Annotated in this window: 22 protein-coding genes; 11 read left to right on the top strand and 11 right to left on the bottom strand. The window is 53.2% G+C overall.

Annotated features, from left to right (window positions below; translation table 11 throughout):
* Positions 1–56: 56 nt before the first annotated feature.
* The 6 genes from ACK5LI_RS11115 to ACK5LI_RS11090 form a co-directional block, all read right to left on the bottom strand.
* The gene (locus ACK5LI_RS11115; RefSeq protein ID WP_416949254.1) at positions 57–632 is read right to left on the bottom strand and encodes an electron transport complex protein RnfA; all 576 of its coding nucleotides are present in this window, start codon (positions 630–632) and stop codon (positions 57–59) included.
* A 12-nt stretch (positions 633–644) separates the two neighbouring features.
* A complete protein-coding gene (rsxE, locus tag ACK5LI_RS11110; RefSeq protein ID WP_416949252.1) occupies positions 645–1,319 on the bottom strand; it encodes an electron transport complex subunit RsxE in 675 nt (224 codons plus the stop codon).
* A gap of 65 nt (positions 1,320–1,384) precedes the next feature.
* On the bottom strand, positions 1,385–1,963 hold the full coding sequence (rnfG, locus tag ACK5LI_RS11105) for an RnfABCDGE type electron transport complex subunit G (RefSeq protein WP_416949249.1): 579 nt from the start codon (positions 1,961–1,963) through the stop codon (positions 1,385–1,387).
* A gap of 3 nt (positions 1,964–1,966) precedes the next feature.
* Positions 1,967–2,926, bottom strand: coding sequence for an RnfABCDGE type electron transport complex subunit D (locus ACK5LI_RS11100; protein WP_416949247.1), 960 nt, complete (start codon positions 2,924–2,926; stop codon positions 1,967–1,969).
* 16 nt (positions 2,927–2,942) lie between these two features.
* Positions 2,943–4,136 carry an NADH:quinone oxidoreductase subunit RnfC gene (locus ACK5LI_RS11095; protein ID WP_416949245.1) on the bottom strand — a complete coding sequence of 398 codons (1,194 nt, stop codon included), beginning with the start codon at positions 4,134–4,136 and terminating at the stop codon, positions 2,943–2,945.
* Positions 4,137–4,141: 5 nt separating this feature from the next.
* A complete protein-coding gene (locus ACK5LI_RS11090; protein ID WP_416949243.1) occupies positions 4,142–4,900 on the bottom strand; it encodes a cytochrome c3 family protein in 759 nt (252 codons plus the stop codon).
* 529 nt (positions 4,901–5,429) lie between these two features.
* Between ACK5LI_RS11090 and ACK5LI_RS11085 the strand changes: the two genes are divergently transcribed.
* The 3 genes from ACK5LI_RS11085 to ACK5LI_RS11075 all read left to right on the top strand — a co-directional run bounded on the left by ACK5LI_RS11085 (position 5,430) and on the right by ACK5LI_RS11075 (position 8,739).
* Entirely contained in the window at positions 5,430–5,984 is a 555-nt protein-coding gene (locus tag ACK5LI_RS11085; protein ID WP_416949241.1) for a LemA family protein, read from the top strand.
* A gap of 182 nt (positions 5,985–6,166) precedes the next feature.
* Positions 6,167–8,131 carry a DUF2207 domain-containing protein gene (locus ACK5LI_RS11080; protein ID WP_416949239.1) on the top strand — a complete coding sequence of 655 codons (1,965 nt, stop codon included), beginning with the start codon at positions 6,167–6,169 and terminating at the stop codon, positions 8,129–8,131.
* Between the two features lie 119 nt (positions 8,132–8,250).
* Entirely contained in the window at positions 8,251–8,739 is a 489-nt protein-coding gene (locus ACK5LI_RS11075; RefSeq protein ID WP_416949237.1) for a chemotaxis protein CheW, read from the top strand.
* A 280-nt stretch (positions 8,740–9,019) separates the two neighbouring features.
* Here ACK5LI_RS11075 and speB read toward each other — a convergent pair whose 3' ends face one another.
* The 4 genes from speB to speA form a co-directional block, all read right to left on the bottom strand.
* Positions 9,020–9,904, bottom strand: a complete 885-nt coding sequence (gene speB / locus ACK5LI_RS11070; protein ID WP_416949235.1) for an agmatinase — start codon at positions 9,902–9,904, stop codon at positions 9,020–9,022.
* A gap of 20 nt (positions 9,905–9,924) precedes the next feature.
* Positions 9,925–11,100 carry a carboxynorspermidine decarboxylase gene (gene nspC, locus ACK5LI_RS11065; protein WP_416949233.1) on the bottom strand — a complete coding sequence of 392 codons (1,176 nt, stop codon included), beginning with the start codon at positions 11,098–11,100 and terminating at the stop codon, positions 9,925–9,927.
* On the bottom strand, positions 11,073–12,269 hold the full coding sequence (locus tag ACK5LI_RS11060) for a saccharopine dehydrogenase C-terminal domain-containing protein (RefSeq protein WP_416949231.1): 1,197 nt from the start codon (positions 12,267–12,269) through the stop codon (positions 11,073–11,075). The genes nspC and ACK5LI_RS11060 overlap by 28 nt, the downstream gene beginning before the upstream one ends.
* A 166-nt stretch (positions 12,270–12,435) precedes the next feature.
* Complete coding sequence (speA, locus tag ACK5LI_RS11055) at positions 12,436–14,358, bottom strand: biosynthetic arginine decarboxylase (protein WP_416949229.1); 1,923 nt, start codon at positions 14,356–14,358, stop codon at positions 12,436–12,438.
* A 508-nt stretch (positions 14,359–14,866) separates the two neighbouring features.
* Here speA and ACK5LI_RS11050 point away from each other — a divergent pair.
* On the top strand, positions 14,867–15,988 hold the full coding sequence (locus ACK5LI_RS11050) for a GGDEF domain-containing protein (protein ID WP_416949227.1): 1,122 nt from the start codon (positions 14,867–14,869) through the stop codon (positions 15,986–15,988).
* 148 nt (positions 15,989–16,136) lie between these two features.
* Here ACK5LI_RS11050 and ACK5LI_RS11045 read toward each other — a convergent pair whose 3' ends face one another.
* Positions 16,137–17,660, bottom strand: a complete 1,524-nt coding sequence (locus tag ACK5LI_RS11045; RefSeq protein WP_416949225.1) for a leucyl aminopeptidase — start codon at positions 17,658–17,660, stop codon at positions 16,137–16,139.
* Between the two features lie 326 nt (positions 17,661–17,986).
* Between ACK5LI_RS11045 and ACK5LI_RS11040 the strand changes: the two genes are divergently transcribed.
* The 7 genes from ACK5LI_RS11040 to ACK5LI_RS11010 all read left to right on the top strand — a co-directional run bounded on the left by ACK5LI_RS11040 (position 17,987) and on the right by ACK5LI_RS11010 (position 24,201).
* The gene (locus tag ACK5LI_RS11040) at positions 17,987–19,318 is read left to right on the top strand and encodes a TrkH family potassium uptake protein (RefSeq protein WP_416949223.1); all 1,332 of its coding nucleotides are present in this window, start codon (positions 17,987–17,989) and stop codon (positions 19,316–19,318) included.
* 12 nt (positions 19,319–19,330) lie between these two features.
* A complete protein-coding gene (locus ACK5LI_RS11035) occupies positions 19,331–19,987 on the top strand; it encodes a potassium channel family protein (RefSeq protein WP_416949221.1) in 657 nt (218 codons plus the stop codon).
* Between the two features lie 200 nt (positions 19,988–20,187).
* The gene (locus ACK5LI_RS11030; protein WP_416949219.1) at positions 20,188–21,816 is read left to right on the top strand and encodes a glycosyltransferase family 9 protein; all 1,629 of its coding nucleotides are present in this window, start codon (positions 20,188–20,190) and stop codon (positions 21,814–21,816) included.
* 80 nt (positions 21,817–21,896) lie between these two features.
* Positions 21,897–22,499, top strand: coding sequence for a hypothetical protein (locus ACK5LI_RS11025; RefSeq protein WP_416949217.1), 603 nt, complete (start codon positions 21,897–21,899; stop codon positions 22,497–22,499).
* A 5-nt stretch (positions 22,500–22,504) separates the two neighbouring features.
* Positions 22,505–22,855 carry a hypothetical protein gene (locus ACK5LI_RS11020; protein WP_416949215.1) on the top strand — a complete coding sequence of 117 codons (351 nt, stop codon included), beginning with the start codon at positions 22,505–22,507 and terminating at the stop codon, positions 22,853–22,855.
* Between the two features lie 192 nt (positions 22,856–23,047).
* Positions 23,048–23,977 (top strand): DUF4268 domain-containing protein, encoded by a 930-nt coding sequence (locus ACK5LI_RS11015; protein WP_416949212.1) that lies wholly within the window; start codon positions 23,048–23,050, stop codon positions 23,975–23,977.
* Positions 23,974–24,201, top strand: a complete 228-nt coding sequence (locus tag ACK5LI_RS11010) for a hypothetical protein (RefSeq protein ID WP_416949312.1) — start codon at positions 23,974–23,976, stop codon at positions 24,199–24,201. Before ACK5LI_RS11015 ends, ACK5LI_RS11010 begins: the two co-directional genes overlap by 4 nt.
* Positions 24,202–24,239: the final 38 nt, after the last annotated feature.

Raw genomic sequence — 24,239 nt, 5'->3', positions numbered from 1 at the left:
TCCTTTCCGTTTCAGGCTACGCCACGGAAAGGGCTTGTCCTTGTTCCGGTACTTCCCTAGGAGATCATGCCCTGGAACGCCATGAACGCCAGAGACATGAGTCCTGCCATAACCAGACCTACCGGAACTCCGGCAAGTGCACGTGGTACGCGGGTAATCTCCATGCGCTCGCGCAGCCCTGCAAGCAGAACCAGCGCCAGCATAAAGCCAAGACCCGCTGCAAACGAATAGAAGACCGACGTGCCGAGGTCGAATTCCTTGCGCTGAACAAGGATTGCAACACCAAGCACGGCGCAGTTGGTTGTAATGAGCGGCAAAAAGATACCCAGCGAGCTGTAAAGCGGGGGTACCATTTTCTTCAAAAACATTTCAACCAGCTGCACAAGGGATGCAATAACCAGAATGAACATGATCGTCTGCAGGTAGTTGAGATCAAGCGGGTTGAGCACATACTTCTGCAGCAGCCATGTAATGGGGGTAGCCAGCATCATAACAAAGATAACTGCGCCGCCCATACCAAGGCTGACGCCCTTTTCCTTGGAGCAGCCCAGATAAGGGCACTGCCCAAGGTACTGGGCAAGAACGATGTTGTTAACAAATATCGCCGAGATCAGAAGCAGGAAATAATCCATTGTAAGCCTCCCTTACCTGTGACCTGCGGCGCAGCCGCGACAAGATTCGCAGCCGGGGGTCGGGTTCTCGGGTGCGGGTTCACCCTTGCGTCTGGCCTGAACGATGTTCAGCAGGTTCATGGCGCCAAGCACCAGCCCCAGCGAAAGGAACGCACCCGGCGCTTCAATCATGAATGTAAGCGGCTTGAAGCCTTCCCACATCACCTGATGGCCGAAGATGGTACCTGTTCCCAGCATTTCACGCAGAGAGCCGAGGAACGTAAGCGACAGGCAGAAACCTATGCCGATACCCAGACCGTCTGCAGCGGCCAGATGCACGGGGTTTTTCCCTGCAAATGCTTCTGCACGGCCCAGAATAATGCAGTTAACAACAATAAGCGGAACAAAGATGCCCAGCTGTTGATACAGCGGATAGGCATACGCCTGCATCAGCAGCTCGATGGATACAACCAGCGAAGCCGCGATGGCGATATAACACGCGATTCGCACCTTTTTAGGAATCAGATGACGAACCGAAGAGATAATTACGTTGGACAAAAAGAGCACGAAGATAACCGCCATGCCCATACCAAAGCCGTTGTTAGCCGACTTGGTAACCGCAAGCACCGGACACAGCCCCAGAAGCAGCCTGAATGGCGGTATCTCCCTCCACAGGCCTTTGCTGAACTCTTTCCACATGCTGGCCATTGTTTTCTCCTTAATCGCGCTGCGCAACATGTGCGGCAGCGCAAATTGCGTCGGGTTGATCTCGCCTAGTTAAAGCCGGTCACTATGTCGTTTTTCAACGACTTGTACACGGCAGAGGCTTTCTGCACCGCAACGATGCAACCAAGGCTTGAGAACGTGGCACCGGAAATCACATCAATCTCGCCGCCCTGGTTCTTGGGCCCCAGATCAAGGCCCTGCCCCACGAACTTCGAGGTGTAGGAATCTTCGGCAATGACAGTGCCAAGGCCGGGGGTTTCCTTCATTGTGGTAACGCCGATGCCGGTAAGAACATCGTTCTCTATGTCAAAGCCCACCATTACGCCGATATCGCCGCCGTAACCAGCCCCGAAATTTTCAAGGGCAACGGCAAACAGCTTGCCGCCCTTTTTGGCAGGAAACACGTTGATTTCCGCGCCGGTTTCAGGGTCGGTAAACTTCTTGCGGTCGGCAATGGGGTCATTGTCGTAGCCGGTCAGTACATCTTTGATGGCCGGTCCCTGAACATAGGTAAGAACCTGCAGTTCGATCTGGGGGGCCGTCATGTTTTTAAGAGAAGACAGGGCAAAGCCTGAGATAATGCATATTGTGGAAAGCACCACGATCATTTTGATGATTTCACGCATGGCTTACCTCGCTCCGAAGGGCTTGGGACGAATCATGTCCAGAAGCGGCATGGTCATGTTTGCCAGCAGAATGGCAAAAGGCACACCGTCGGGATACATGCCGTACACCCTGATGATAACCACCATGCCACCGGCCAGCAGGCCGAAGATGATCATGGAGACCTTACCCACCGGAGATGAAGAGGTGTCCGTGGCAAGGAAGAATGCGCCGAACACAACACTACCGGTAAGCAGGTGGAACAAAGGCGACGCGTACAGGGTGCTGTCGATGGCATAGAAGATGCCGGAAACAAGCAGCACACCGGCAAGGAAGCCTGCCGGAATCTGCCAGCGCACGGTGCGCCTTACCAGCAGGTAGATAGCGCCCAGAAGCAGTGCACCTACCTGAGAGGAACCGAGAGCGCCCAGCTGCTGACCGGCAAGCAAGCTGCCGTAATCGATATCTGCAATCTTCCAGACACCGAAGTACTTAAGCTGGGTAAGCGGGTTGACCAGCATGGTGTTGAGCATGGTGGCATCGATATCCATATCGATCTTCCACGAAACGGCCAGAATGGCCCAGCCCACAACCGGCGCGCATACGGGGTTTGCACCCAGCCCGCCGAACACCAGACGGCCAAGCAGAATAGTGAACGAGCTGCCCATGATAACCAGCCACCACGGGGCGGCTGCCGGCAGCAAAAACGCAAACAACAGGCCCTGCAACAAGGCGCTGTGATCGTCTACCGTCACTTCGCGTTCCATGGCTTTCAGGCTGAGAGCCTCTACAACCACGGCGGTAACGCATGAAAGTGCCATCACCCGCAGAGCATCAAGGCCGTATATGTATACAGCCATCAGCACCGCAGGTATCAAGGCGATCAGATAGTCGCGCATCATGCCGTGGATGGTGCGGCCGCAATGCCAGTGCGGCGCGGCCCCTACGGCAAGAAACGGGGCTTTGGCCAATGCTTCTTTTGCCATTTGCTGTACCCCCTATCTAGGATTCGCCCTGCAGGGAGCAGGCAGTCACCTGCTGTTCCTGAAGCACGATTTGATGTTTTGCCAGCTGGATAAGCTGGAGGACGGGACGTCTTGCCACGCACCAGTAAGCACACAGGCCGCATTCGACACAGGAGTCGATGTATTCGTCCTTGCACTTGTCGTACATGCGGAACTCGCTGTAGCGGCCCAGCATGTTGGGTCTGATGCGCGCGGGGCACCGCAGAATACATTCGCCGCAGTTGATGCAGGCAGCATCCGCTACTGGCGGAAATGCGGAATCGGGCACCACAAACAGCGCCGTATCCTGTTTACCGATACCGCAATCAAGGCGGCTTACGCTTTTTCCGCGCATGGGCCCGCCAAGGACCACACGGTCGTTATCACCCACGGCAACACCGGCATGCTCAAGCATATCTTTAATGGTGGTGCCTACTTTGACCACGTAGTTTTTGCCCTGCACGGTCATTACAGTTTCGGTAACAGGCAGTCCGGTTTCACCGGTACGTCCTAGAATAAAGAGATCATGCAGCCCCACCACGTGCACGCCTTTTGCATTTTCGCTGCCGGTAACGGCGGCGATGAGCAGGCGGTCAACGCTGTTGGGGTACACCGGCGCAACGGCCGTGGTACTGGCACCCGCAAGGCTTATGCCCGCATTGTGCGCTGCAAGAATAACTTTGCCGGCCGGAGAAAGCACCTTTAAAAGCTCAAGTCCTTTTTCAAGTGTGGACTTGTGATTTTCCAGCATCCCTTCAGCCCAGAATATTCCGGGTTCAGGGTTCAGGCCGTTGATTATAAGGGTTTCAGCCCTGCGCAGATAGGTTCGCAGGTCCAGTCCGAGGCTTTTCAGGGCTGCTTTCAGCCCGTCTTTTTCAAGCGAGGATAATTCCAGCGCTTCAGCTTGCGTCTTGGCAGGCTCTTCGCCTTCGGCCGGCTCTGCGGGGGCCTGTGCGGCAATAACCACACAGTCTGCGTTCACCTCGGCAACAACTCCGCAGATGGGGCTGTGCGCCTCACCGCGTTTGTCGTTGGGGTGGTCTGCCACCAGCATTCCGGGATGGACTTGGGCTTTTTTCTTCACGGTTTTAAGACCGTGACCACTAAGGGGTACGCGCACTTCAGCAGGCTCAGGGCCTTGAAGGAATGCGTTCCTGTCGCCACAGGTAAGAGCAAAGGGAGTAGTACTCATAAGCATCACCGGAAATGGCACTGGTTGCATTGACTCTTTTCAAAGGGGCCAGCTTTGACCTCTTCATGACATCCCATGCACTGTCCGTGGTACGCGCCCATTCTGTTAGGAATAAGCTCATCCACTTTTTCCTCGTAATGACACGAGGCACAGTCGCTGAAGGACTTGTCCAGGGTTCCGCTTTTCAAGGCTTGGCGCTGATCAACACTGGTATGGCAGCTACCGCAACCTTCCAGCTTTTCCTCGAACATGTCGGCATGACAGGACTGACAGCGCAGGTGAACGGAATCACGCAGACCGGGCATAGCTTCGTCACCTTCTGCCTGATGACAGTTGGAGCAAGCCATCGGCTCGGGCTCGATATCCGGAGTGTGGTGGCACGCGGTGCAGTCATCATACTCGGTGTGTTCTTCGTGGCTCCAGTCTGTGCCACTGAACTCAACATGGTGACAAGTCACACATGCTTCATCCGAGTAAGATTTCACGTGCTCTGTGCGGAACTCTTCCGTGATGGCCACACCATGGCAGTCCCCGCATGCCATGGGGTCAGGCTTGGCCGTCTCGCTTTCGTGGTGGCAGGTCTGGCATTCAATGCCGTAATTTTCCGCATGCGTTTTGTGGTCAAAAATCACCTTTCCGCCCGAGTTGTCGAAAAGGATACGCATGGGTTCGGCCTGCGACTGCGTAGGGCTAAGATAGCCAAAAGCCGCAATTGCCGCCAAAATTCCAACAACCACCACTGTGGGAACGTATCTCCTTGGCAATGGACACCTTCCTCAACATGTAAGTTGAACCATTAACTATACGATTCTGCGAACGATATTAGCCGGCTGAATTTGCTTAGACCATTTTACCGCTTTTGGAAAGTACCCGCCGAGACTAAGCCTGCAACTTAGCAATCAGGCACTTTACCCTGTCTTACCGGCATGTTAACTGCTGTGTGTTCGCTCAACCACATGATATCACAGAACTAATTAAATTTTTCACATAGTCTCAGTATTTTTTGCGGGTTAGCACCCAGTATTATACGTAAAATACACGCATCAGGCTGCACAGTACGGCATGCCATAAACTGAAACACCTGCATCAACGTGCTCAAGCAGCGCACTTTCCTCAACATACAAAATAAAAGTAAATTCTGGCGTCCTGTACAGCTTTTCTGCTATCACAAAGCCCGACTTTAATGGCGTTAGCCTGCGCTTTTTCCGCCAGAGACTACATCGGTGACAGGCCGCGTGCCTCCGGCATACCAAGTATATAAAAGTATTACCAATGCATTACGGAGCAACTAACATGTATTTTTTTATAGGAATTGCAGCTGTCGCAGCGTTGCTGCTGCTTTGGGCCATCATGCTGTACAATCGGTTTGTCCGGTTCAAAGCCATGATTGAAGAAGCATGGAGCGGCATTGATGTTCAACTCAAGCGCCGCCATGACCTTATCCCCAACCTTGTGTCCACGGTTCAGGGATACGCAAGCCACGAAAAGCAAACGCTGACGCAGGTGACCGAAGCAAGAAGCAGATGCATGGAAGCAGGTGGGCCACAGGAAGCAGCCATGGCGGAAAGCTTTCTCGGGCAGGCTCTGGGTAAGTTGTTTGCTCTTTCTGAAAGTTACCCCGAACTGAAGGCGGATGCTGGGTTCAGACAGCTACAGGACCAGCTTGCCACGCTGGAAAACGACATCCAGAATGCGCGCCGCTACTACAACGGCACAGTACGCCAGATGAACGTTGCAGTGGACAGCTTTCCTTCCAACATTATTGCGGGAATGTTCAACTTTACCCGTGCAGAGTACTTTGAGCTGGAAGATGCCGCAGAACGTGCCGTGCCTGAGGTGAAGTTCTAACTGCTGCTCAGGTACGGTAAGAGAACGGATGTGCGGTCCGGCCTTTTCCGTCAGCAACGGCTTAGCCGAAAAGGAATACAGCTTTGTACGCTGTTTTTTCTATTCTCCCAAAATAACGACTACCGTTTGTAACCATTTATTATACTGCCCACAGGTATAAATATACTTACCCGGATTTATTAATGTCTCACACTCTCAAGCCACAGAGCGGCTTTGCGCTTTGTCTGCGCGGCATAGCCATACTGCTTCTGCTTTGCGGTCTGCTGCATATGTATGGTGCCCCTGCCCATGCTCTGCAGCCGACAAAAAACACCGAACGCATTCTGCTTTTCGATTCCACTGTCAATATTCAGCCGGACGGGCTTTTATCCGTGCGTGAAACCATCAAGGTCAACGTACTTGGAGAAAAAATCCGGCGCGGGATATTCCGTGATATTCCTGTACGCTACAAGCTTGGTATGGGGCTGCGGCGTTATCATACCCTTACAGTGCAAAGCGTCCTGCGCGATGGCAAGCCGGAACCGTATTCAGTCCAGCAGCAAAAGCACATCATGCGCATACGCATCGGCTCCGGTGATAGATTGCTTGCCCACGGGATTCACACCTACCAGATCACATACACTCTGGATAAGCAGATCGGGGTGCCGGAGGGAGAAAAGGATGCGTTGCTGGCATGGAATGTGACCGGCAACTACTGGGATTTCATCATTGATAAAGCCACCTGCACCATCGTTGCCCCCGCAGGTGTCAGTGTCCTTTCCGCCGAAGGTGCTACAGGCGGTCTGGGCGAACACGGCAAAATGTTTACCAGTTCGTTCGATGCCTCAAAAGCGAGCTTTGCCACTACCCGCTCACTGGCCCCCAGAGAAGGATTTACGGTATTCACCCGTCTGGCTCCCCCTGACGGCCTTACCGGACCGCAAGGATTTGCCGCCATCTGGGCTGACAACAAGTTCTTCTTTGCCGGAATCGCCCTGCAGCTGTTGCCGCTGCTGGTCTTTTTATGGTTCTGGCACACCTCCGGACGCGACCCCCGCGGGCCGGTAGTCATCCCCCGCTATGAACCACCTGCGGGAATGGATGCCGCATCCGCCGGTAATCTGCTGCAGACTGCGCCCATGTCCCGTACACGTTCGCTCATGCTCAGCATTGTGCATCTTGCGGCAGAAGGTTGCCTGACCATTGAGAGCGAAAAGAAGAAACATGTTCTACACGCAACCGGCAAACCTTCAAAGATCGCAGCAAATCAGCCGGTGCTGGAAACGCTGTTCAAAACAGGCAATACCCTGCGGCTGAGCAGCCATAACCAGTCTACCCTTTCTGCCGCGGCAACGGCATTGCTTGAAGCGATAAAAGAGCACTTCGACGGCCCTGAAATACGCGTTCGCAATACCTCAAAGCTTGCGGTAGGTGTACTGACAAGCCTCATCGCCATGGCAGGCAGCGTGCCGCTGATTTTCAGAGGAGAAGCAGAAGGCTTTATGATGGGTCTAGCTTCCTGCGTAGCCTTACTAATGGCAGTTGTGGTTCCCTACAAAATCCTCAGCAAACGCTTCAGCATCCCCGGCTTAGTGTTTTCACTGATCTTTTTCAGCATCGCGCTGGTCTTTTTCAGTTCGTTCAATCTCCACCCCGAAGCAAACATCGGGATGGCTCTTGTACTGTGGAACGCCGTGTTGCTCACGGTTTTCCGCAAACTGATGCCTGCGTTCACAGAAAAAGGAATCACGTTGGTTAACGAGTTGAAAGGATTCAAGCAGTTTCTGTCACTTACCGAACAGCAGCGACTGGAAATGGAAGATCAACCGGAAATAACGAAAGAACGTTTTGAGGCCTATCTGCCTTTTGCCATGGCCTTCGGCGTGGAACGCGAATGGGAAAACAGCTTTAAAGCTGCCATGCAACTACGCGGCGAAGACAGCACCAACTATGGTGTGCACTGGTACGACAGAGGCTTTTCCGAACGGGGTATGCATGAAGTCGGACTGGGTGCAGCGCTTGGCAGCAGCATCGGTGCATCTGTTGCCAGCAGCATGCCGGAGTCCACGGCCTCCGGTTCTTCCGGCGGCTTCCGCAGCGGTTCCGGTGGCGGCAGCGGCGGAGGCAGCGGCTCCGGCGGCGGCGGCGGGGGCGGCGGGGGCTGGTAATCAGCCTCTTGCACCCGCATGAGAAGTGCGGCATCATTGCAGAAAGCAGACTGTAACAGGGAGTGCGCACACTTGGTGCAACATGGCCACACCCTGCAATAACAACACAGGACACCTCCATGACTGAAGACACCACTGCCCTGCAATCCAACCAGTACTTTACCTTTGTGCTGGATGATGAACTGTTTGCACTGACTATCGATTCCATCCGCGAAGTTCTGGAACTGCCGCACATCACGCGCATTCCTAGAACTCCCGACTTCATGCGTGGCGTCATCAACCTGCGCGGCCACGCCGTACCGGTAATAGACCTGCGCCGCAAGTTCGGCATGGCTGCGGTACAAGATACCGTGGATACGTGCATCATCATTGTCGAAGTACAATTCGACGATGAGCTGGCTATCGTCGGCGCACTGGCAGATGGTGTGCGCGAAGTGGTAGACATCATGCCCGACCATATCGAACCGGCTCCGCGCATGGGAACAGCCATACGACCGGAATACATCAAAGGCATCGCCCGCCACGACAATGCTTTTGTCATGTTGCTGGATGCAGAACGCTTATTCTCTCTGGCAGAGCTTGGTGCCGAAGTGGAAGAGGCCGTATAGCCCGCTGGTGAACCTGCCCAAAGAGTCTGAGCCGGAAAATCTGGCCTGAGATTCTGCCAACTAGCCGGAATAACGCTGTCCCCCTGATACACGTAGCGGCAAAGGGAAAAGCGGCCCTGCGCAGACGGACAATCCTGAAGGCTGCATCCCGACATGGTATTCAGACACAACACAAAAAACGCCCCCGCTCTGCATTGCAGAGCGGGGGCGTTATATTTTTCGACGGGTAGCTTTTCAATCGCCTGTCGCCGGATTGTTACACCAGACTATTTTTACCACGTTATTTGGCAAGCCGTTGCACCATACCCATCATGTTGTACACAAGCTGGGCTGCGGCAAAGTCCGACGCAATATCGCCAAGGTCAGGCGCAAGCTCCACAACATCCATGCCCAACACACGACGGCCCCGCATGGCCTGCTCCAGCATATGCTGAGCATCCCACCAGCTGGTACCGCCCGGCACAGGGGTTCCCGTGGCACGGATAACCGAAGGATCAAGGCCGTCCACGTCAAACGTCACATAGACATTTTCTGGGAAGTCCGGCGGCAGAATGCTCTGCGGCAAACCGTTGCGGGCAAGATCGCGCGCATCCCAGTGGATCACGCCGTATTTACCGCGTACGGCCACTTCAGCCTCGCAACAGGCGCGCACGCCCACCTGAACCAGAGGAAGCCCCAGGTCAAGAGCCCGGTGCATAACGCTGGCATGGCTGTAGGGCGAGCCTTCATACTCGTCACGCAGGTCCGCGTGTGCGTCAAACTGCACCACGCCGAATTTGCCGAACCGCTTATGCAAGGCCCGCAAAGCCCCCAGCGTGACCGTATGTTCACCACCCAGCAGCACAGGGACAGGCGGATTTTCGGCAGAAACATCCAGCGCAGCCTGAACTGCCACCTCGATACGTTCCAGCACAATCGTTGCGTCTTCATCACAATCCACAGGGCAATGTGTGAACAGCCCCAGTCGCGAAGAGTTGGAAAGGCCGTCCCATACTTCCAGCTGCTGAGATGCCTTCAGGATTCCGGCAGGCCCGCGGCGCGTACCACCGCCATACGAAACAGAGGCCTCGAATCCGGCGGGTATGATATGAAACCGCGCATCCTGCGGGGCCACAGGCTCCAGCTCGGATTCCAAAAAACGCTCATCGTGTTCGCACAACGTCATGTAAACTCCGCAACAATAGGTTAAGACAGCCGGTTCCTGAAGTCTTCGTACCCGAAGGTACGTTCTACGATTATTTCACCTGTATCGGGCAGATACCGTGCAATGGCAGGCAGCTGCAATCCGTTAAAGGTATTTGTTTTCACCATGGAATAAATGGCCATGTCCGTAAACGCCACACGGTCGCCCGCCTTCAGAGGCGCATCAAACGAGTATTCGCCGATAACATCGCCTGCCAGACAGGACTTGCCTGCAAAACGGTACGAATGTGCTTTTTCCCCGCGCAGGCCGGAGCCAATGACATGCGGCCTGTAAGGCATTTCCAGCACGTCCGGCATATGGCAGGCAGCAGAAGCATCCAGAATGGCAACGGGCATGTCGGCCTGGACCACATCCAGCACCGAAGCCACCAGAATGCCCGTATCCAGAGCCACGGCTTCACCGGGCTCCAGATACACCTGCACACCGTATGTATCACGCACATGCACAGCACACCGACACAGCGTATCCACGTCATAATCCTTGCGGGTTATGTGATGGCCACCGCCCATGTTGATCCACTTCATGCCGTGCATCCACTTACCGAAACGCTTTTCCACCTCGGCAAGGGTGCGTGCCAACGCATCAGCATTATGCTGGCACAGCGTATGAAAATGCAAGCCTTCCACATCATCAAGCGCGTGGGGGTCATCTGCCAGTGCAGCCTCAAACTCGCGCAGGCGTACACCAAGGCGCGAGCCTGCGGAACACGGGTCATAAATGGGGACCGCCCCTTCCGAATGTTCGGGGTTAACGCGGATTCCCATACTTACATGACGAGGACAGGCTTTTACCATCGGCCTGAAGCGGGCCAACTGTGCAAACGAATTGAACACAACATGATCTGCATACTGCAGAATGTCCTGCATGTCCTCATCTGAATATGCAGCAGCAAAGGCATGCACCTCACGCCCGAACTCTTCACGCGCAAGGCGCGCTTCATGCGGCGAACTGGCGCAGGCACCGTGCAGTACAGTGCGCAGCAGCGGAAACACGCTGAACATGGCAAAGCCTTTCAACGCCAGCAGCACCTTGGCTCCGGTACGCTGCTGAACCTCGTCCAGAACAGCAAGGTTGCGGCCGAGAAGGCCCTCATCCACTACAAAGCAGGGCGAGGGCACTTTCTCAATGCCTAACCTTTCAAGATAACCTCTTTCCACGGCAAACCACGCTTGTTGAGCTCTTCCATGAACGGATCAGGATCAAGCTGTTCCATGTTGAACACGCCCTTGCCCTGCCACTTGCCGGTCACCATCATCATGGCACCGATCATGGCGGGTACGCCGGTGGTGTACGAAATAGCCTGAGAGCCTACCTCGCGGTAGCATTCTTCGTGATCGCACACGTTGTATACGTACAGGCTCTTTTCCTTACCGTCCTTGATGCCGTGCATCACGTTGCCGATGCAGGTTTTGCCCTTGGTACGGGGCCCCAGCGAAGCCGGATCGGGCAGCAGTTCTTTAAGGAACTGCAGCGGCACGATGTCCTGCCCGTTGTACTGCACAGGATCAATGCGGGTCATGCCGACATTCTCAAGCACCTTCAGGTGATTGAGGTAGTTGTCGGAGAACGTCATCCAGAAGCGGGCACGCTTGATGCCGGGAATGTTAAGCACCAGCGACTCAAGCTCTTCGTGATACATAAGGAAGCATTTTTTCTTTCCAATGCCCTCGGGGAAGTCGTAATTCATGCTCCACGAAAGAGGATCAGTTTCCACCCATTCGCCGCGCTCCCAGTAACGGCCCTTGGCGGTTACTTCGCGGATATTGATTTCAGGGTTAAAGTTGGTGGCAAAAGGATAGCCGTGGTCGCCTGCGTTGCAGTCGATAATGTCGAGAACATGAATCTCGTCAAAATGATGCTTTACAGCATGAGCGGCAAACACGTTGGTCACACCGGGGTCAAAGCCGCTGCCGAGAAGAGCCAGCAGCCCTTTTTCTTTAAAACGGTCCTGATACTCCCACTGCCATTTGTACTCAAACTTGGCGGTGTCCAGCGGTTCGTAGTTGGCGGTGTCCAGATAGTTGACGCCGGTTTCAAGGCAGGCGTCCATAATGGGCAGGTCCTGATACGGCAGAGCAAGGTTCACTACCAGATCAGGCTTTACGCTGTTAATCAGCTGCACCATTTCGGGCACGTTATCCGCGTCCACCTGAGCAGTTTCGATGGTGCGGCCGGTACGCTGCCGGATGGAATCGGCAATGGCGTCGCACTTGGAAACAGTACGGCTGGCCAGCACGATTTCAGAAAAAACCTCAGGAGCCTGAGCGCACTTGTGCGCAGCAACGGAGCCAACGCCCCCTGCGCCGATAATAAGCACTTTTGCCATAAGACATCTCCTTTCCCCTGCAGACTGTATAAAAAGCTCAAATTACAACAAAACAGCAAAAATCAGACTGTGCATGCATGTTGAATACACTGCACAGTATACTTTTTCAGCAGTTTTGTATCTTGCGCTTTTTATACAGTCTGCAAGAAAATTTTATAGCACGCTGTTAGCGTTCGAAATAGGTATATCCGCGCAGGCCGTTTTCGTAAGCCTGCAAAATGCTGTACCGCTCAGAAGGCGTAATACGCCCTTCGCGGACAGCTTGTTCCGCCGTATCGCGCAACTGTTCCATAATGCGACGCGGGTCGTATTCCACATTGGAAAGCACGTCAGCCACCGAATCGCCCAACAGTTCACGCCGGTATTCAATGTTGCCGTCTTCTTCCACGCGGATGCTGACCACGTTGGTGTCGCCCAGAAGGTTGTGCAGGTCGCCCAGAGTTTCCTGATATGCTCCCACCAGAAACGCCCCGAGGTAGTATTCCTCACCGTTCAACGGATGCAGGTCGATGGTGTTGCGCACACCCTGCGGGTCGATGAAGCGGTCGATGCGTCCGTCGCTGTCGCACGTGATGTCAGACAGAATGGCCGGACGGTCGGGAAACTCCTTGAGCCTATGTACAGGCATAATGGGAAACAGCTGCTCAATAGCCCATGAATCGGGCAGCGACTGAAACACGCTGAAGTTGCCGTAGTAAACGTCCGCCAGAACGCGGTCGATCTCAGCAAGTTCTTTAGGAACATGGCGCAGCTTGTCTTTCTGCTCTGCCACACGCCGCATAAGCGCCCAGAAAATCCGTTCACCCAGAGTGCGCTGACGCAAGCTGATCCGCCCGTCCAGAAATCCGCGGCGGATTTCATCACGGTAGAACAGTGCATCGTTGTAGGCCTCCTGCAGATTACGCAGGTTCAGGCCTTTGAACGCCTCAAAAAGATTACGGATCATTTCCGGTTCGCTCTCATCAAGCGATTCGGGCAGACCGTCAGGAAAAGCCTCCGCACCGCTGACATCAAGGATGTTGAACAGCAGCATGGAATAGTACGCCACAGTAGCACGGCCCGACTCCGTAACAATATGCGGATGCGGGACGCCGGTCTCATCCAGAATGGACATTACGGCTTCCACGATGTCGGTGCAGTACTCATCCTGCGTATAGTTACGACTGGATACAAAGTTGGTGTGCGAGCCGTCATAATCGACAGCAAGGCCGCCACCAAGATCAAGATATCCCATAGCCGCGCCTTCGGAAACCAGACCGGCGTATACGCGGGTAGCTTCGACAACGGCACTTCGGATATCGCGGATATTGGGGACCTGCGAACCTAAGTGATAGTGCAGCAGCTGGAAGCAGTCGAGCATGTCTTCGCTTTTCAGTCTGTCCAGTACGTTCATTATCTGAGCTGTGGTCAGGCCAAAGGTGGAAAGCTCGCCGCCGGAATCGCTCCAGTGTCCGCCTGCCTTGCTGGCAAGCTTCACACGGGTACCGATAAGCGGCCGTACGCCCATCACGTTGGAACGTTGCAGGATAAGGTCAAGTTCGCGCGGCATTTCAAGCACAAAAAAGCACTTGAACCCCATGCGTACAGCATTCAGGCCCAGATCAATGAACTCTTCGTCTTTGTAGCCGTTGCAGACGATGCAGGCCTCTTTGTCCTGCGCCTGCGAAATGGCAGCGATAAGCTCTGCTTTTGAACCTACTTCCAGACCATGGTGGTACATGGAGCCGTAGGTGGCGATCTTTTCGATAACCTGTTGCTGCTGGTTAACCTTAATTGGAAACACGCCACGGTATTCGCCCTTGTAGCCGAGCGACTCGATAGCGTTGCGAAAGGATTTGTGGAGAAGGGAGATGCGGGATTCGAGAATATTCTCGATACGAAGCAGCACAGGCATATCAAGCCCGCGCTCTTTCATGCCCCGGATGATATCCGGAACGCTTACATTCAGGTTATGCGACCTCCCGAAAGGGTACACGACAACATCTCCGTCAGAGGAGACATCGAAATACCCAGCACCCCAGTTGCGGATGCCGTAGAGCTCGGCAGAGTCTTCAGCACTCCACCGCTGCAAAGTATGCTTACGTGCCAATCTTCAATCCTCATAAAGACCCCGTTTAATTGTTACTGAAACAGGTCGCCCCATACAGGCGTACCCCAGCCACCACCAATGCAGTCATAGCATTTTTTTGCACAGCAAAAAACACCCCGGACCGCCACCCTGTTCAGGCAGGGTGCACTTATTAGAGCCACTGAGCTTCCTTGTCAATGGAAAAAAGCCACATGCAACATGAAATAACGTAAACAACCCGTTGTGCAAAAAAAGAAGTATCAGCATAACGTCACCAGCAATAGTATACGCAAGCAGACGCAGGCGCCCATACTGTTGAAATTATAGAACAACACAAGCCATGATCTATCATACCCCGATGTCTGCTTTGCCTTGCTGCAATGTCTTCTTTGTTTTTTACTATAACGTTAGATTGCCCTATAGCCACCACTCATTTTATGTGCTAACAGATCTGCGCTTAATACAGCACGCGTATATTACGCACCTTGTGCGCCATTTTGACACGCAACACACGCTTACGGAAAAGGCTTTGAAAAACCAGTTACGTACATTACTCCACAAAACACTGCACAGCGGCACTGCCGTGAACAGTGATCCTGAAGTAATTCGCCGCACATATATGCTTAACGGTTTTTTGCTGCTCAGCACTTTTATCAGTGCGCTAATGGCAGTACTAAAACAGTCTGAGCATATGGAAATAATGTACGTAACTCTATGGTGCGCATCTGCATTATACTGCACGTTATATTTCTTTCTGAACGCTACAGGCAATCTCAAGACTGTAAGTAACATCACACTGCTGTTTACTGTGGTCATGGGGATGGTACTTATATGGCATATGGGAGATCAGATAACCTATGCGTTATGGTTGTTCGCTCTTCCTCCGGCCGTATTTTTTACATTCGGCATGAAACGGTCTTTAATTACCATCAGCATTCTCTTCACAGCGCTACTCCTCTGGATGCCCTTCACAGGAGCAACTACGTCAGAAGGAGCTGTCAGCTTTTCCTACATGCTTCGTGTGTCAACTGCATTTCTGGCACTTTGTCTGTTTTCCGCGCTGGGAGAGTATTCCCGCGCACGGACGCAAAAGTTGCTTGTGCACCTTACTAAAGAAATGGAGCAATGTGCCTGCACAGATCCTCTCACAGGATTGCTGAACAGGCGCGGCATATACGACCGCCTTAACGAAGAACGAGCCCGCGCCACACGTTCCGGAAAGCCGTTTTCAGTAATCATATGCGACGTAGATCACTTTAAATCGGTAAACGACTGTTTCGGACATCAGTGCGGTGACCATGTGTTGCACAACCTTGCCGAAATGTTCCGGAACACCATGCGCGGGCAAGACATCATCTGTCGTTGGGGCGGTGAAGAGTTTCTGTTTATTCTTCCGGAAACCGATGAACAAGGTGCGCAGAATCTTGCCGAAAAGTTACGCGCCACTGCTGAAAGTTCACCGGTGAACTATTACGGCATGCCCATAGACCTCACCCTGAGCCTTGGCGTACAGGAATGCACACTCACGGAAAGCCCCGAATTTCATATCCGCATGGCAGACCAGAAGCTGTACATTGCAAAGGAACAGGGACGCAACAAAGTCATCAGCGGTAATATTGAAGACCTCATACCGCAGGTTCTTATTGCCTGATAGCATCCCGCGCACCGTCATTAGAAACGCGCCTTGCAGCACTCCGACACGGGTACAGCGATTCTTTGTTCCCGACCATTTTCCAACACACGTAAAAAAAGGGCAGCCATAAGGCTGCCCTTTCATATTATAACCATTGTCCGGCAGACTATTTCACGTCTTCCACACCGTTCAAGGCCAGCTGCAGTAAGGTGCGCACTGCAAATCCGGTTGCCCCGAAGGGAGACAACGGGCTCTTTTTGCTGCGGAACGTAGGTCCGGCAATATCAAGATGCGCCCAGCGGCGGCCTTCATCCACAAACTGTTTAAGGAACAGTGCGGCGTTGATGGTGCCACCTTCGCGTCCGCCCACGTTCTTCATGTCGGCGACATCGCTCTTCAGATCTTCAAAGTACCTGTCCCACAACGGCAAAGGCCAATAAAGATCGCCTACGGTTTCGCCTTCTTTGCGGATGGTATCGGAAAGCACTTCGTCGGTGGCAAACACCGCGGCAACATCATTACCAAGCGCAATCAGGCAGGCACCTGTCAGAGTGGCAAGGTCCACCATCAGAGCGGGGTCGTATTCACGCTGTGCCCAGGTCATGGCATCGCACAGAATCAGACGGCCTTCGGCATCAGTGTTGATAATTTCAATTGTCTGGCCTGAAAGCGACTTAACCACGTCACCGGGACGGGTTGCCTGACCATCGGGCATATTTTCGGTGCAGGGCATCACGCCGATAATCCTGCGGTCGACGGCTGCCTGTCCACCCATCTGACCGATGGCTTCAAATAAGCCGAAAATTGCGCCTGCGCCGCCCATGTCGCTTTTCATATCGCCCATATTGGCAGAGGGCTTCAAGCTGATGCCGCCGGTATCAAAGGTAACACCTTTACCGACAAACACCACGGGCTTATCGCCGCTTCTGCCTTTGGGGCAATGTTCAATGGCGATAAGACGCGCATCTTCCACAGCACCCTTAAAAACAGACTCGAAAGCGCCCATACCTTCACGTGCGATTTCTTCGCGGTTCAGCACCCGTACGGTAAAGCCGTATCTGGCTGCCAGCTTGCCAGCCTGCTCTTCAAGAAAAGAAGGAGTCACAAGGTTTGCAGGGCCGTTAACAAGGTCACGGGTCAGGTAGATACCTGCTGCGGCAGATTCGCCCCTGCGGGCGGCATCCCGCAGCTCGCTGTCGATATCACCTGCAAAGAACAGGCTGATCCACGACGGGGTGAACAGCGGCTCCTTGCGGGTGGTACGGAAGCGTTCATACGTATACATAGGCAGAATAGCAGCCACAACAGCTTCTTCCACGTTGCGGGCAGCTTCGCCGGGCAGGCCGGAGAGTGTTTCCACATCAATGCCTATGTTTTCCAGCTTCAGTTCGCGGCACTTCTGCATAGCGGCAGAAACGCTCTTGCGCAGAGTGTCCACGGTGTACGAATCGCGCCCGCCAAGGCCGCACAAAATAATGCGGGGAATGGCAATCTTGGGATGTCCGTACAAAAGGCCGATTTCACCGGCTTCGCCCTTGAAATCGTTCAGTGCCGGAGCAATATCCAGCCATGGGGCTACGTCAATAAGAGCCTTGGCCTGCGTGCGTATATCTTCTCCCTTAAAGGCAAAAGCAAGAACCACATTGGCCTTCCATTCGCCGGAGGGACCTCTTTGAAATCTTACATCCATTGCAAATCCTCCACTGACTGCGGCGCGCTTTTACCCGCCGTGATATGTGCAGCCTGCATCTGAATTGTGTCAGGCTAATCCGCTAACAACCTGTCCGCTCCATAAAAAGACTGCGGACCGCTGTAAAAGGTAGTGCACCATGCAGCCGAAAGCAAGAAGATGCATGAAATCATTCCGCTTCAATACACGATTGAAATTCTCACAGCCCCCCGCAGGCTGCCTCCGGCGGCAATTGCAGCACGCTGTTCTCCCGCACGAACTATAGTATTGTTGCCTGCACATACTTACACTTGCCGTAACCCATCTGCAGGCGTATATGCCGAAACATGCGTCAAAAATTTCTGTCTCCGTTCTGGCTACCGGTATACGCATTCGGCCTTGTCATTCTGGCCGGTGCTTTACTGCTGAGGCTGGAACCCAGCCTGAACGGCGTTTCTTTAAGTTTTGTGGACGCCCTGTTCACCGCGACATCCGCAGTGTGCGTCACGGGGCTTGCGGTTGTAGATACCCCCTCCACCTTTTCCACCTTGGGCCGGACAGTGCTGGTCAGCCTTATCCAGTTGGGCGGGCTCGGCATCATGACGTATTCAAGCCTGATATTTTTTTTGCTGCGCCGCCGCGTATCCCTGACAGACAAAACCGCAGTGGGGCAGGTCTTGCTGCACGATCCGTCCTTTGATCTCGGCCGTTTTCTGCTGCACATGATTATCTTCACGCTGTGTATCGAGCTTGCCGGAGCGGCGGCTCTCATGGTGCTGCTGCCGCACGATATGCCGTTTTTCTATGCGGTGTTTCACTCCATCTCAGCGTTCTGCAATGCAGGTTTTGCCCTCTTTTCAGACAGCCTGATGCGCTGGCACAACAATGCCGGTGTCAACGTTGTCTTCATGCTGCTTATCATTCTGGGGGGGCTGGGCTTTTCCGTGCTGGAAGAATGTCTGCTGCGCCTGCGGGGCGAAATCAAATCACTCAGCCGCCACACCCGCATCGTACTGCGGACAAGTTTCTGGCTTATCTTCGGCGGTGCGGCGTGTCTGCTTCTGACAGAATTGCACAGCGGCGGCTCTGCTGACATCTTCACCCGCACACTGCATGCCCTATTTCAATCAGTCACAGCACGGACAGCAGGATTCAACACCGTGGACATAGGCAGTATGGCAAACGTGTCGCTGCTTATCATGCTGTTTCTCATGTTTGTGGGCGGCTCTCCGGGGTCGTGCGCAGGCGGTATAAAAACAACCACGCTGCGTGCGCTGGGCGCGTTTGTCACTGCGCAGCTCATGGGCCGCAGACAGGTTGTTCTGCGCGGCAGAGCTCTGGACGACGCCACCATGAACAAAGCGCTGACGCTTTTTATTTTTGCCGTACTCACGGTTGCCGGAGCCACGCTGGCTCTTTCAATTACGGAATCTTCAGGCGGAGCGCTGGCAAAAGACAAAGGGATGTTCCTTGAACTGCTGTTCGAAGCAATCTCGGCTTTTGCAACTGTAGGACTAAGTACCGGCTTAACGGCAGACCTGACCCCTGCCGGCAAACTTATCATCACCTTTCTGATGTTTGTCGGGCGTATCGGCCCCATCTGGCTACTTACGGCCTTACAACGATTCCAAAACGAACCCAAATACCGCTGGCCGGAAACCCAGCTGCCCATAGGTTAGGAGGCTCTTATCATGCAGAACAAGCTGGAAATCGGCATCATAGGATTGGGCAAATTCGGCCTGCCTCTGGCCCAGACCCTTACAAAACTCGGGCACGGGGTGGTAGCTCTGGACCGGTCTGAATCACGCGTACGACAGGTGCAGGATTCGCTGAGCCACGTATACACAGCCGAAGCCACGGACATCGGCGTATTGCAACAGCTCCGCTTTCAAGACCTTGACGCCGTTGTTGTCAGCGTAGGCGGCTCCATGGAATCTTCCATTCTGGTTACTCTGAACCTTCAGGAAGTCGGCGCCAAAAAGATATATGTTAAGGCCGTAAGCAATGAGCACCGCAAGGTGCTGACAAGGCTTGGCGTTGACCACGTGATTCAACCGGAGAACGACGTGGCGACCCAGCTAGCGCACAGGCTTTCAAACCCGGGCATGCTTGACCTGCTGCCGCTGGGTGGCGGCGTGTTGCTGCAGGAGCTTGTTGTGGACCAGTGGGCCGGTAAAACTCTGCTCGATCTTAAGCTCAGCAACGAATCCGGCGTTATGGTTGTTGCCATACGGTATGCAGGCCAGCGGGAATACACATTTGTTCCCCCCGCGGACAGGCAGCTGGCAACAGGCGACATCATGGTTGTCATCGGCAAAGTGGATGATGTGAACAAGCTGAAACCATGATCGCGGGAATCAATCCCTGATACCTGACGTTTTTCAACCGATACAGCAGGCAGGCGCATAGTGCGGCTGCCTGTTTCTTGTTTGCCTTTTGCACCAGCATCTGCCCCGCAAACAACATACAGGCACTCTTCTGGCTGCAGCCTGTTGGCACGAAATGCGCATCCCTGGCAGCAGTACCCGAATCCTGACAGGAAACCGACATGAACACGCTGCTTATAAATCTTACCCGCTTCGGGGATCTTCTGCAGACGCAACCCGTCATCTCCGGACTTGCGGCACAGGGACACCGTGTCAGTATGGTGTGTCTGGAGAATTTCGCCCCTGCCACAACCATGCTGCGTCATGTGGATGCCGTATACCCGCTGCCCGGTGCCCGCCTGCTCTCGCAGCTGGACCACAACTGGTACAACGGGCTTGGCGAGCTGTGGCAATGGTCGCAGGAAGTGCGCAATACTGTTGCGCCTACATCTGTAATCAACCTCACGGCATCACTCAGCGTGCGGCTTCTTTCACGGCATATCACACCCCCTGCAGCCACGCTGAACGGCTTTGCCCTTGATGAAGACGGCTTCGGGTACAACACGGATTCGTGGACGACATTTCTGCAGGCTTCCACACGCATGCGCGGATGCAGCCCGTTTAACCTGATTGATCTTTTCCGCATGTCCACGGGGCTGGGCAACGTGGACTGCCCTTATGATCTGCAGCAACCTGATGCAGCAATCCGCACTGCAATGGACAATGTTCTGCGCGCACAGGTGGAAGCATTGCAGGCACAGGGAAAGATGACAGAAGCTCCGGCAAGCTTTGTAACGCTGCAACTGGGAGCCAGCGAAAACCGCAGGCGCTGGCCTGTTGAACACTTTGCCAGCCTTGGTGACCTGCTGTGGCAGACGCACAGACTGTGCCCTGTACTGCTGGGCGCAAAAGGCGAAGCCGAACTGGGCGAACGGTATGCCCAGCGCACCACCGCACCGCATATCAATCTTATCGGAAGAACCGACATTCCCTCGTTGGGGGCGGCCCTTCTGGCATCGCGGCTGCTGGTCAGCAATGATACCGGCACAATGCACCTTGCCGCGGGGCTCAACGTGCCCGTGCTGGCCATATTTCTTGCCACAGCTCAGCCGTGGGATACGGGCCCGTACAAGGAAGGCATGTGCAGTCTTGAACCGGACATGCCCTGCCATCCCTGCGCATTTAACAAGCCTTGCGCGCAAGAAAACGCCTGCCGCTGGCGTATCCGGCCCCGAACGATACACGCCATGGTCTCGCGCTGGCTGGAAAACGGCGCATGGTCAAGCCTGCCGGAAGAAACTGACGCCCGGGTATGGGTGTCCCGTAAGGGTGAAAACGGTTTTATGAATCTTGAGTCCCTTTCAGGGCACGCCGCAAGTGACCGTACGGCATGGGTACGAATGCAGCGTCATTTTTACAGTCAATTTCTTGACCGACCAGCCGCCGCACATTTTACCGCAACAGATGTACGCAGCGTGAACATGCCGCAACTACAATATAAAATGAGTAAAGATACCCGCAACAAAGCTCTTGCAGAGCTGGAACAGACAGACGCCCTGTTGCACCTGCTGCAGGAGCAAGGCAATGCACTGCGACATCGTTCTGTTGACGTGCTGAAAAAACGCTTTCTCAGCACATGGCAACGGGTACAGACGCTCTGGGACGCCAGCCCAGAGTTCAATGTTCTCGGATTCTTATGGCTTAGCGAAACGCAGGAAGCCGGAAGCAATCTGGATACTACGCTCGCTCTTGCCAGTCAGTATCGGGCGCTTACCAGCGCATGGCATCAGTACCTTGCAGAGCAAGAATAAACATTTCGGCACGGGTTTTGAATAGAAATTCATACCCCAGATAATTGTTCCTATCAGAGTTTTTGAGGAGGGAGAATCCCATGATCATTATCGACGGACAAGATACCGGCATCAAGGTGAATAACTTCACCAATCTTGAAGAATTGCTGGTCAACGTAATGGAACAGAATTTCCTTGAAAACAGAGTCGTTACCGACGTTCTGGTAAACGACGAAGCCTTTTCGGAAATTTACCCCCATCAGGCAGAAGACATTGAAACTGACGAGATTTCCAGCGTGGAAATCCGCAGTGTGCCTATTGCTGAAATGGCCATGAACATCTCGCGCGAGCTGTACAAGGTTGTTCAGATCATGAACGAAGGCAGCCGCCGTGTGGCTGAGCTGTTCCGTCAGGCTGACGACAGCGAAGCACTGGAAACATATCAGGATCTGCTGGAAGTCATCCGCGATTTCCTTGGTATGATCGGCGTGCTGCGCAGTGAATTTTCGTTGCAGGACCATCAGGCCTTCAACGAAGCAGTGGAAGAAATTTCCGCCCTGCTTGGCGAGATGACTGAAGTCATGGAAAATGAGGACTGGATTCTGCTGGCAGACCTGCTTGAATACGAATTTCAACCTGCAGTGGAAAAGTGGAAGCAAGTTATCCATCTCATCAGGGAAGACATCAAAAAGTCCAAGGGGTAACCACCATGGTAGACAGCCTTGCATTACTTGATCAGGCCCTGACTCTGGGCGAAGGCGAACTGAACGCTCTTGCAGAAGGCGACGTTGATACCGCCGATACTTCTGCACAAGAGCGCGGCAGGCTTATCGCCTTGGCGTGGGAAAAGCGCGATAGCGTACGGGAAGATGAGTTGCGCGAAAAATTGCTGCAACTGCAAACCCTTCAGGGCAGGCTGACCAGCGAAGCACGCAAACTGCATCAGTCATTGCGTGAAGAGCTGCAGCGCAGCCGCAAGGAGTCTACCCGCCTTTCAGGCTACAGACGCGCCGTGTCCGTCAGGCCGTTACAAAGCCACTATATCAGCAAACACGGGTAACCGTGGCTGAACTCTGATATCATACGGCACCGTTATTTTGACGGTGTCGTTTTTTGTTTGACCTTCCCCTGAACTCTTGATCCGTCTTGTCCAATAGCTTATTTCTTAGTCAATCATCTAAATTAGCAACAAATATATTTTTACTTCAAGATTGAAGCCGCACATCTACATACGCAATGCGAGGCGCTCTCAATGTATCGAATCGATTCTACTGCCAACGAAATTACACCACTTAACAAGGCAACTTTTTCAAGTTTAGATATTAAAGAGCGTGAGCATTTACAAGAATGGATTGCAAAACACCCTAAGTCTCTTGGTGAAGATCTGTTGATTATTCAAAAAGAATTTAATGGGTTTGACGAGACCATGGAGCGTCTTGATTTACTGGCATTAGATAAGAACGGCGACTTGGTTGTTATAGAAAACAAGCTTGATGATTCAGGACGTGACGTAGTGTGGCAGGGGCTAAAGTATGCTGGATACTGCGCAAACATGACATCGCTACAAGTTATTGAAGTATACGAACAGTACCTTTCTAAACATCCACCGCAACTTGAACAAAGCGCTAAAGAGCGCATTGCAGAGTTTTTATATCAAGAAAATGAAGGTGATAACGAACTTACTTTAAACAAAAAACAACGTATTATTTTTGTTGCTGCTAATTTCAGAAAGGAGGTTACAAATACTGTTTTATGGCTTGCCCAGTACGGTGTTGCCTGTAAGTGCATTAAGGTGACACCATATATTCATGGTAAAGAGAAATTCCTTAATGTTGAGCAGATCATCCCAACTCCTGAATCTGAAGATTTTATGATCGGCATTCAGGAGAAGAAGGCGGAAGAACAGCGACAGGAGAGCGGAAAGGCACGGCGCCGTCGAATTCGTCAAAACTTTTGGGCATATGTTTTGCCTAGATTGGGGCAGAAAAATATCGCTTTTTTTAAAGACAGAACACCACAAAAAGACAACTGGATGAGTACATCATTTGTCATGTCCGATATGTACTTACAACTTGTATTTGGCCAAAAGTTTGCTCGGATTGAACTGCAGATTTATGCGAGTGATAAAGCCCGTAACAAAGAGATTTATACTCTGATGCATAAAATCGTAAGAATGAAATAGAAACAGCATTTGGTGAAGGTCTTGATTGGCAAGAGAGGCCGGAACGGATATCGTCCAAGGTGTCCATTGAACTGAAATTAGAGGCTGACGGATTTGTATCCGATTCTTGGGCAGAAATGACTGAATGGTTTACTGTGACATTGCCTCGATTTGCTCAAGCGTTAGAAAAACCGCTAAGCCAAATAAAAGCAAGTCAAGCTTCTGTACAGAAAGGCGTTGAATAATGAGTGCCTGGATACCAGCCGTTTTATGTCACTACCGA

This window comes from Oleidesulfovibrio sp. (genome assembly GCF_047973035.1).
Taxonomy (GTDB): Bacteria; Desulfobacterota; Desulfovibrionia; order Desulfovibrionales; family Desulfovibrionaceae; genus Oleidesulfovibrio.
This window is presented reverse-complemented; position numbering and strand designations above follow the sequence as displayed.

Excerpts from the sequence above, each read along its gene's own strand:
- speB (WP_416949235.1), bottom strand. The coding sequence starts at position 9,904 with ATGACGTTGTGCGAACACGATGAGCGTTTTTTGGAATCCGAGCTGGAG.
- ACK5LI_RS11020 (WP_416949215.1), top strand. The coding sequence starts at position 22,505 with ATGGTAGACAGCCTTGCATTACTTGATCAGGCCCTGACTCTGGGCGAA.
- ACK5LI_RS11035 (WP_416949221.1), top strand. The coding sequence starts at position 19,331 with ATGCAGAACAAGCTGGAAATCGGCATCATAGGATTGGGCAAATTCGGC.
- ACK5LI_RS11060 (WP_416949231.1), bottom strand. The coding sequence starts at position 12,269 with ATGGCAAAAGTGCTTATTATCGGCGCAGGGGGCGTTGGCTCCGTTGCT.
- ACK5LI_RS11100 (WP_416949247.1), bottom strand. The coding sequence starts at position 2,926 with ATGGCAAAAGAAGCATTGGCCAAAGCCCCGTTTCTTGCCGTAGGGGCC.
- ACK5LI_RS11025 (WP_416949217.1), top strand. The coding sequence starts at position 21,897 with ATGATCATTATCGACGGACAAGATACCGGCATCAAGGTGAATAACTTC.
- ACK5LI_RS11085 (WP_416949241.1), top strand. The coding sequence starts at position 5,430 with ATGTATTTTTTTATAGGAATTGCAGCTGTCGCAGCGTTGCTGCTGCTT.
- rsxE (WP_416949252.1), bottom strand. The coding sequence starts at position 1,319 with ATGGCCAGCATGTGGAAAGAGTTCAGCAAAGGCCTGTGGAGGGAGATA.
- ACK5LI_RS11040 (WP_416949223.1), top strand. The coding sequence starts at position 17,987 with ATGCGTCAAAAATTTCTGTCTCCGTTCTGGCTACCGGTATACGCATTC.
- ACK5LI_RS11045 (WP_416949225.1), bottom strand. The coding sequence starts at position 17,660 with ATGGATGTAAGATTTCAAAGAGGTCCCTCCGGCGAATGGAAGGCCAAT.
- ACK5LI_RS11095 (WP_416949245.1), bottom strand. The coding sequence starts at position 4,136 with ATGAGTACTACTCCCTTTGCTCTTACCTGTGGCGACAGGAACGCATTC.
- ACK5LI_RS11075 (WP_416949237.1), top strand. The coding sequence starts at position 8,251 with ATGACTGAAGACACCACTGCCCTGCAATCCAACCAGTACTTTACCTTT.
- ACK5LI_RS11115 (WP_416949254.1), bottom strand. The coding sequence starts at position 632 with ATGGATTATTTCCTGCTTCTGATCTCGGCGATATTTGTTAACAACATC.
- ACK5LI_RS11080 (WP_416949239.1), top strand. The coding sequence starts at position 6,167 with ATGTCTCACACTCTCAAGCCACAGAGCGGCTTTGCGCTTTGTCTGCGC.
- ACK5LI_RS11030 (WP_416949219.1), top strand. The coding sequence starts at position 20,188 with ATGAACACGCTGCTTATAAATCTTACCCGCTTCGGGGATCTTCTGCAG.
- ACK5LI_RS11015 (WP_416949212.1), top strand. The coding sequence starts at position 23,048 with ATGTATCGAATCGATTCTACTGCCAACGAAATTACACCACTTAACAAG.
- rnfG (WP_416949249.1), bottom strand. The coding sequence starts at position 1,963 with ATGCGTGAAATCATCAAAATGATCGTGGTGCTTTCCACAATATGCATT.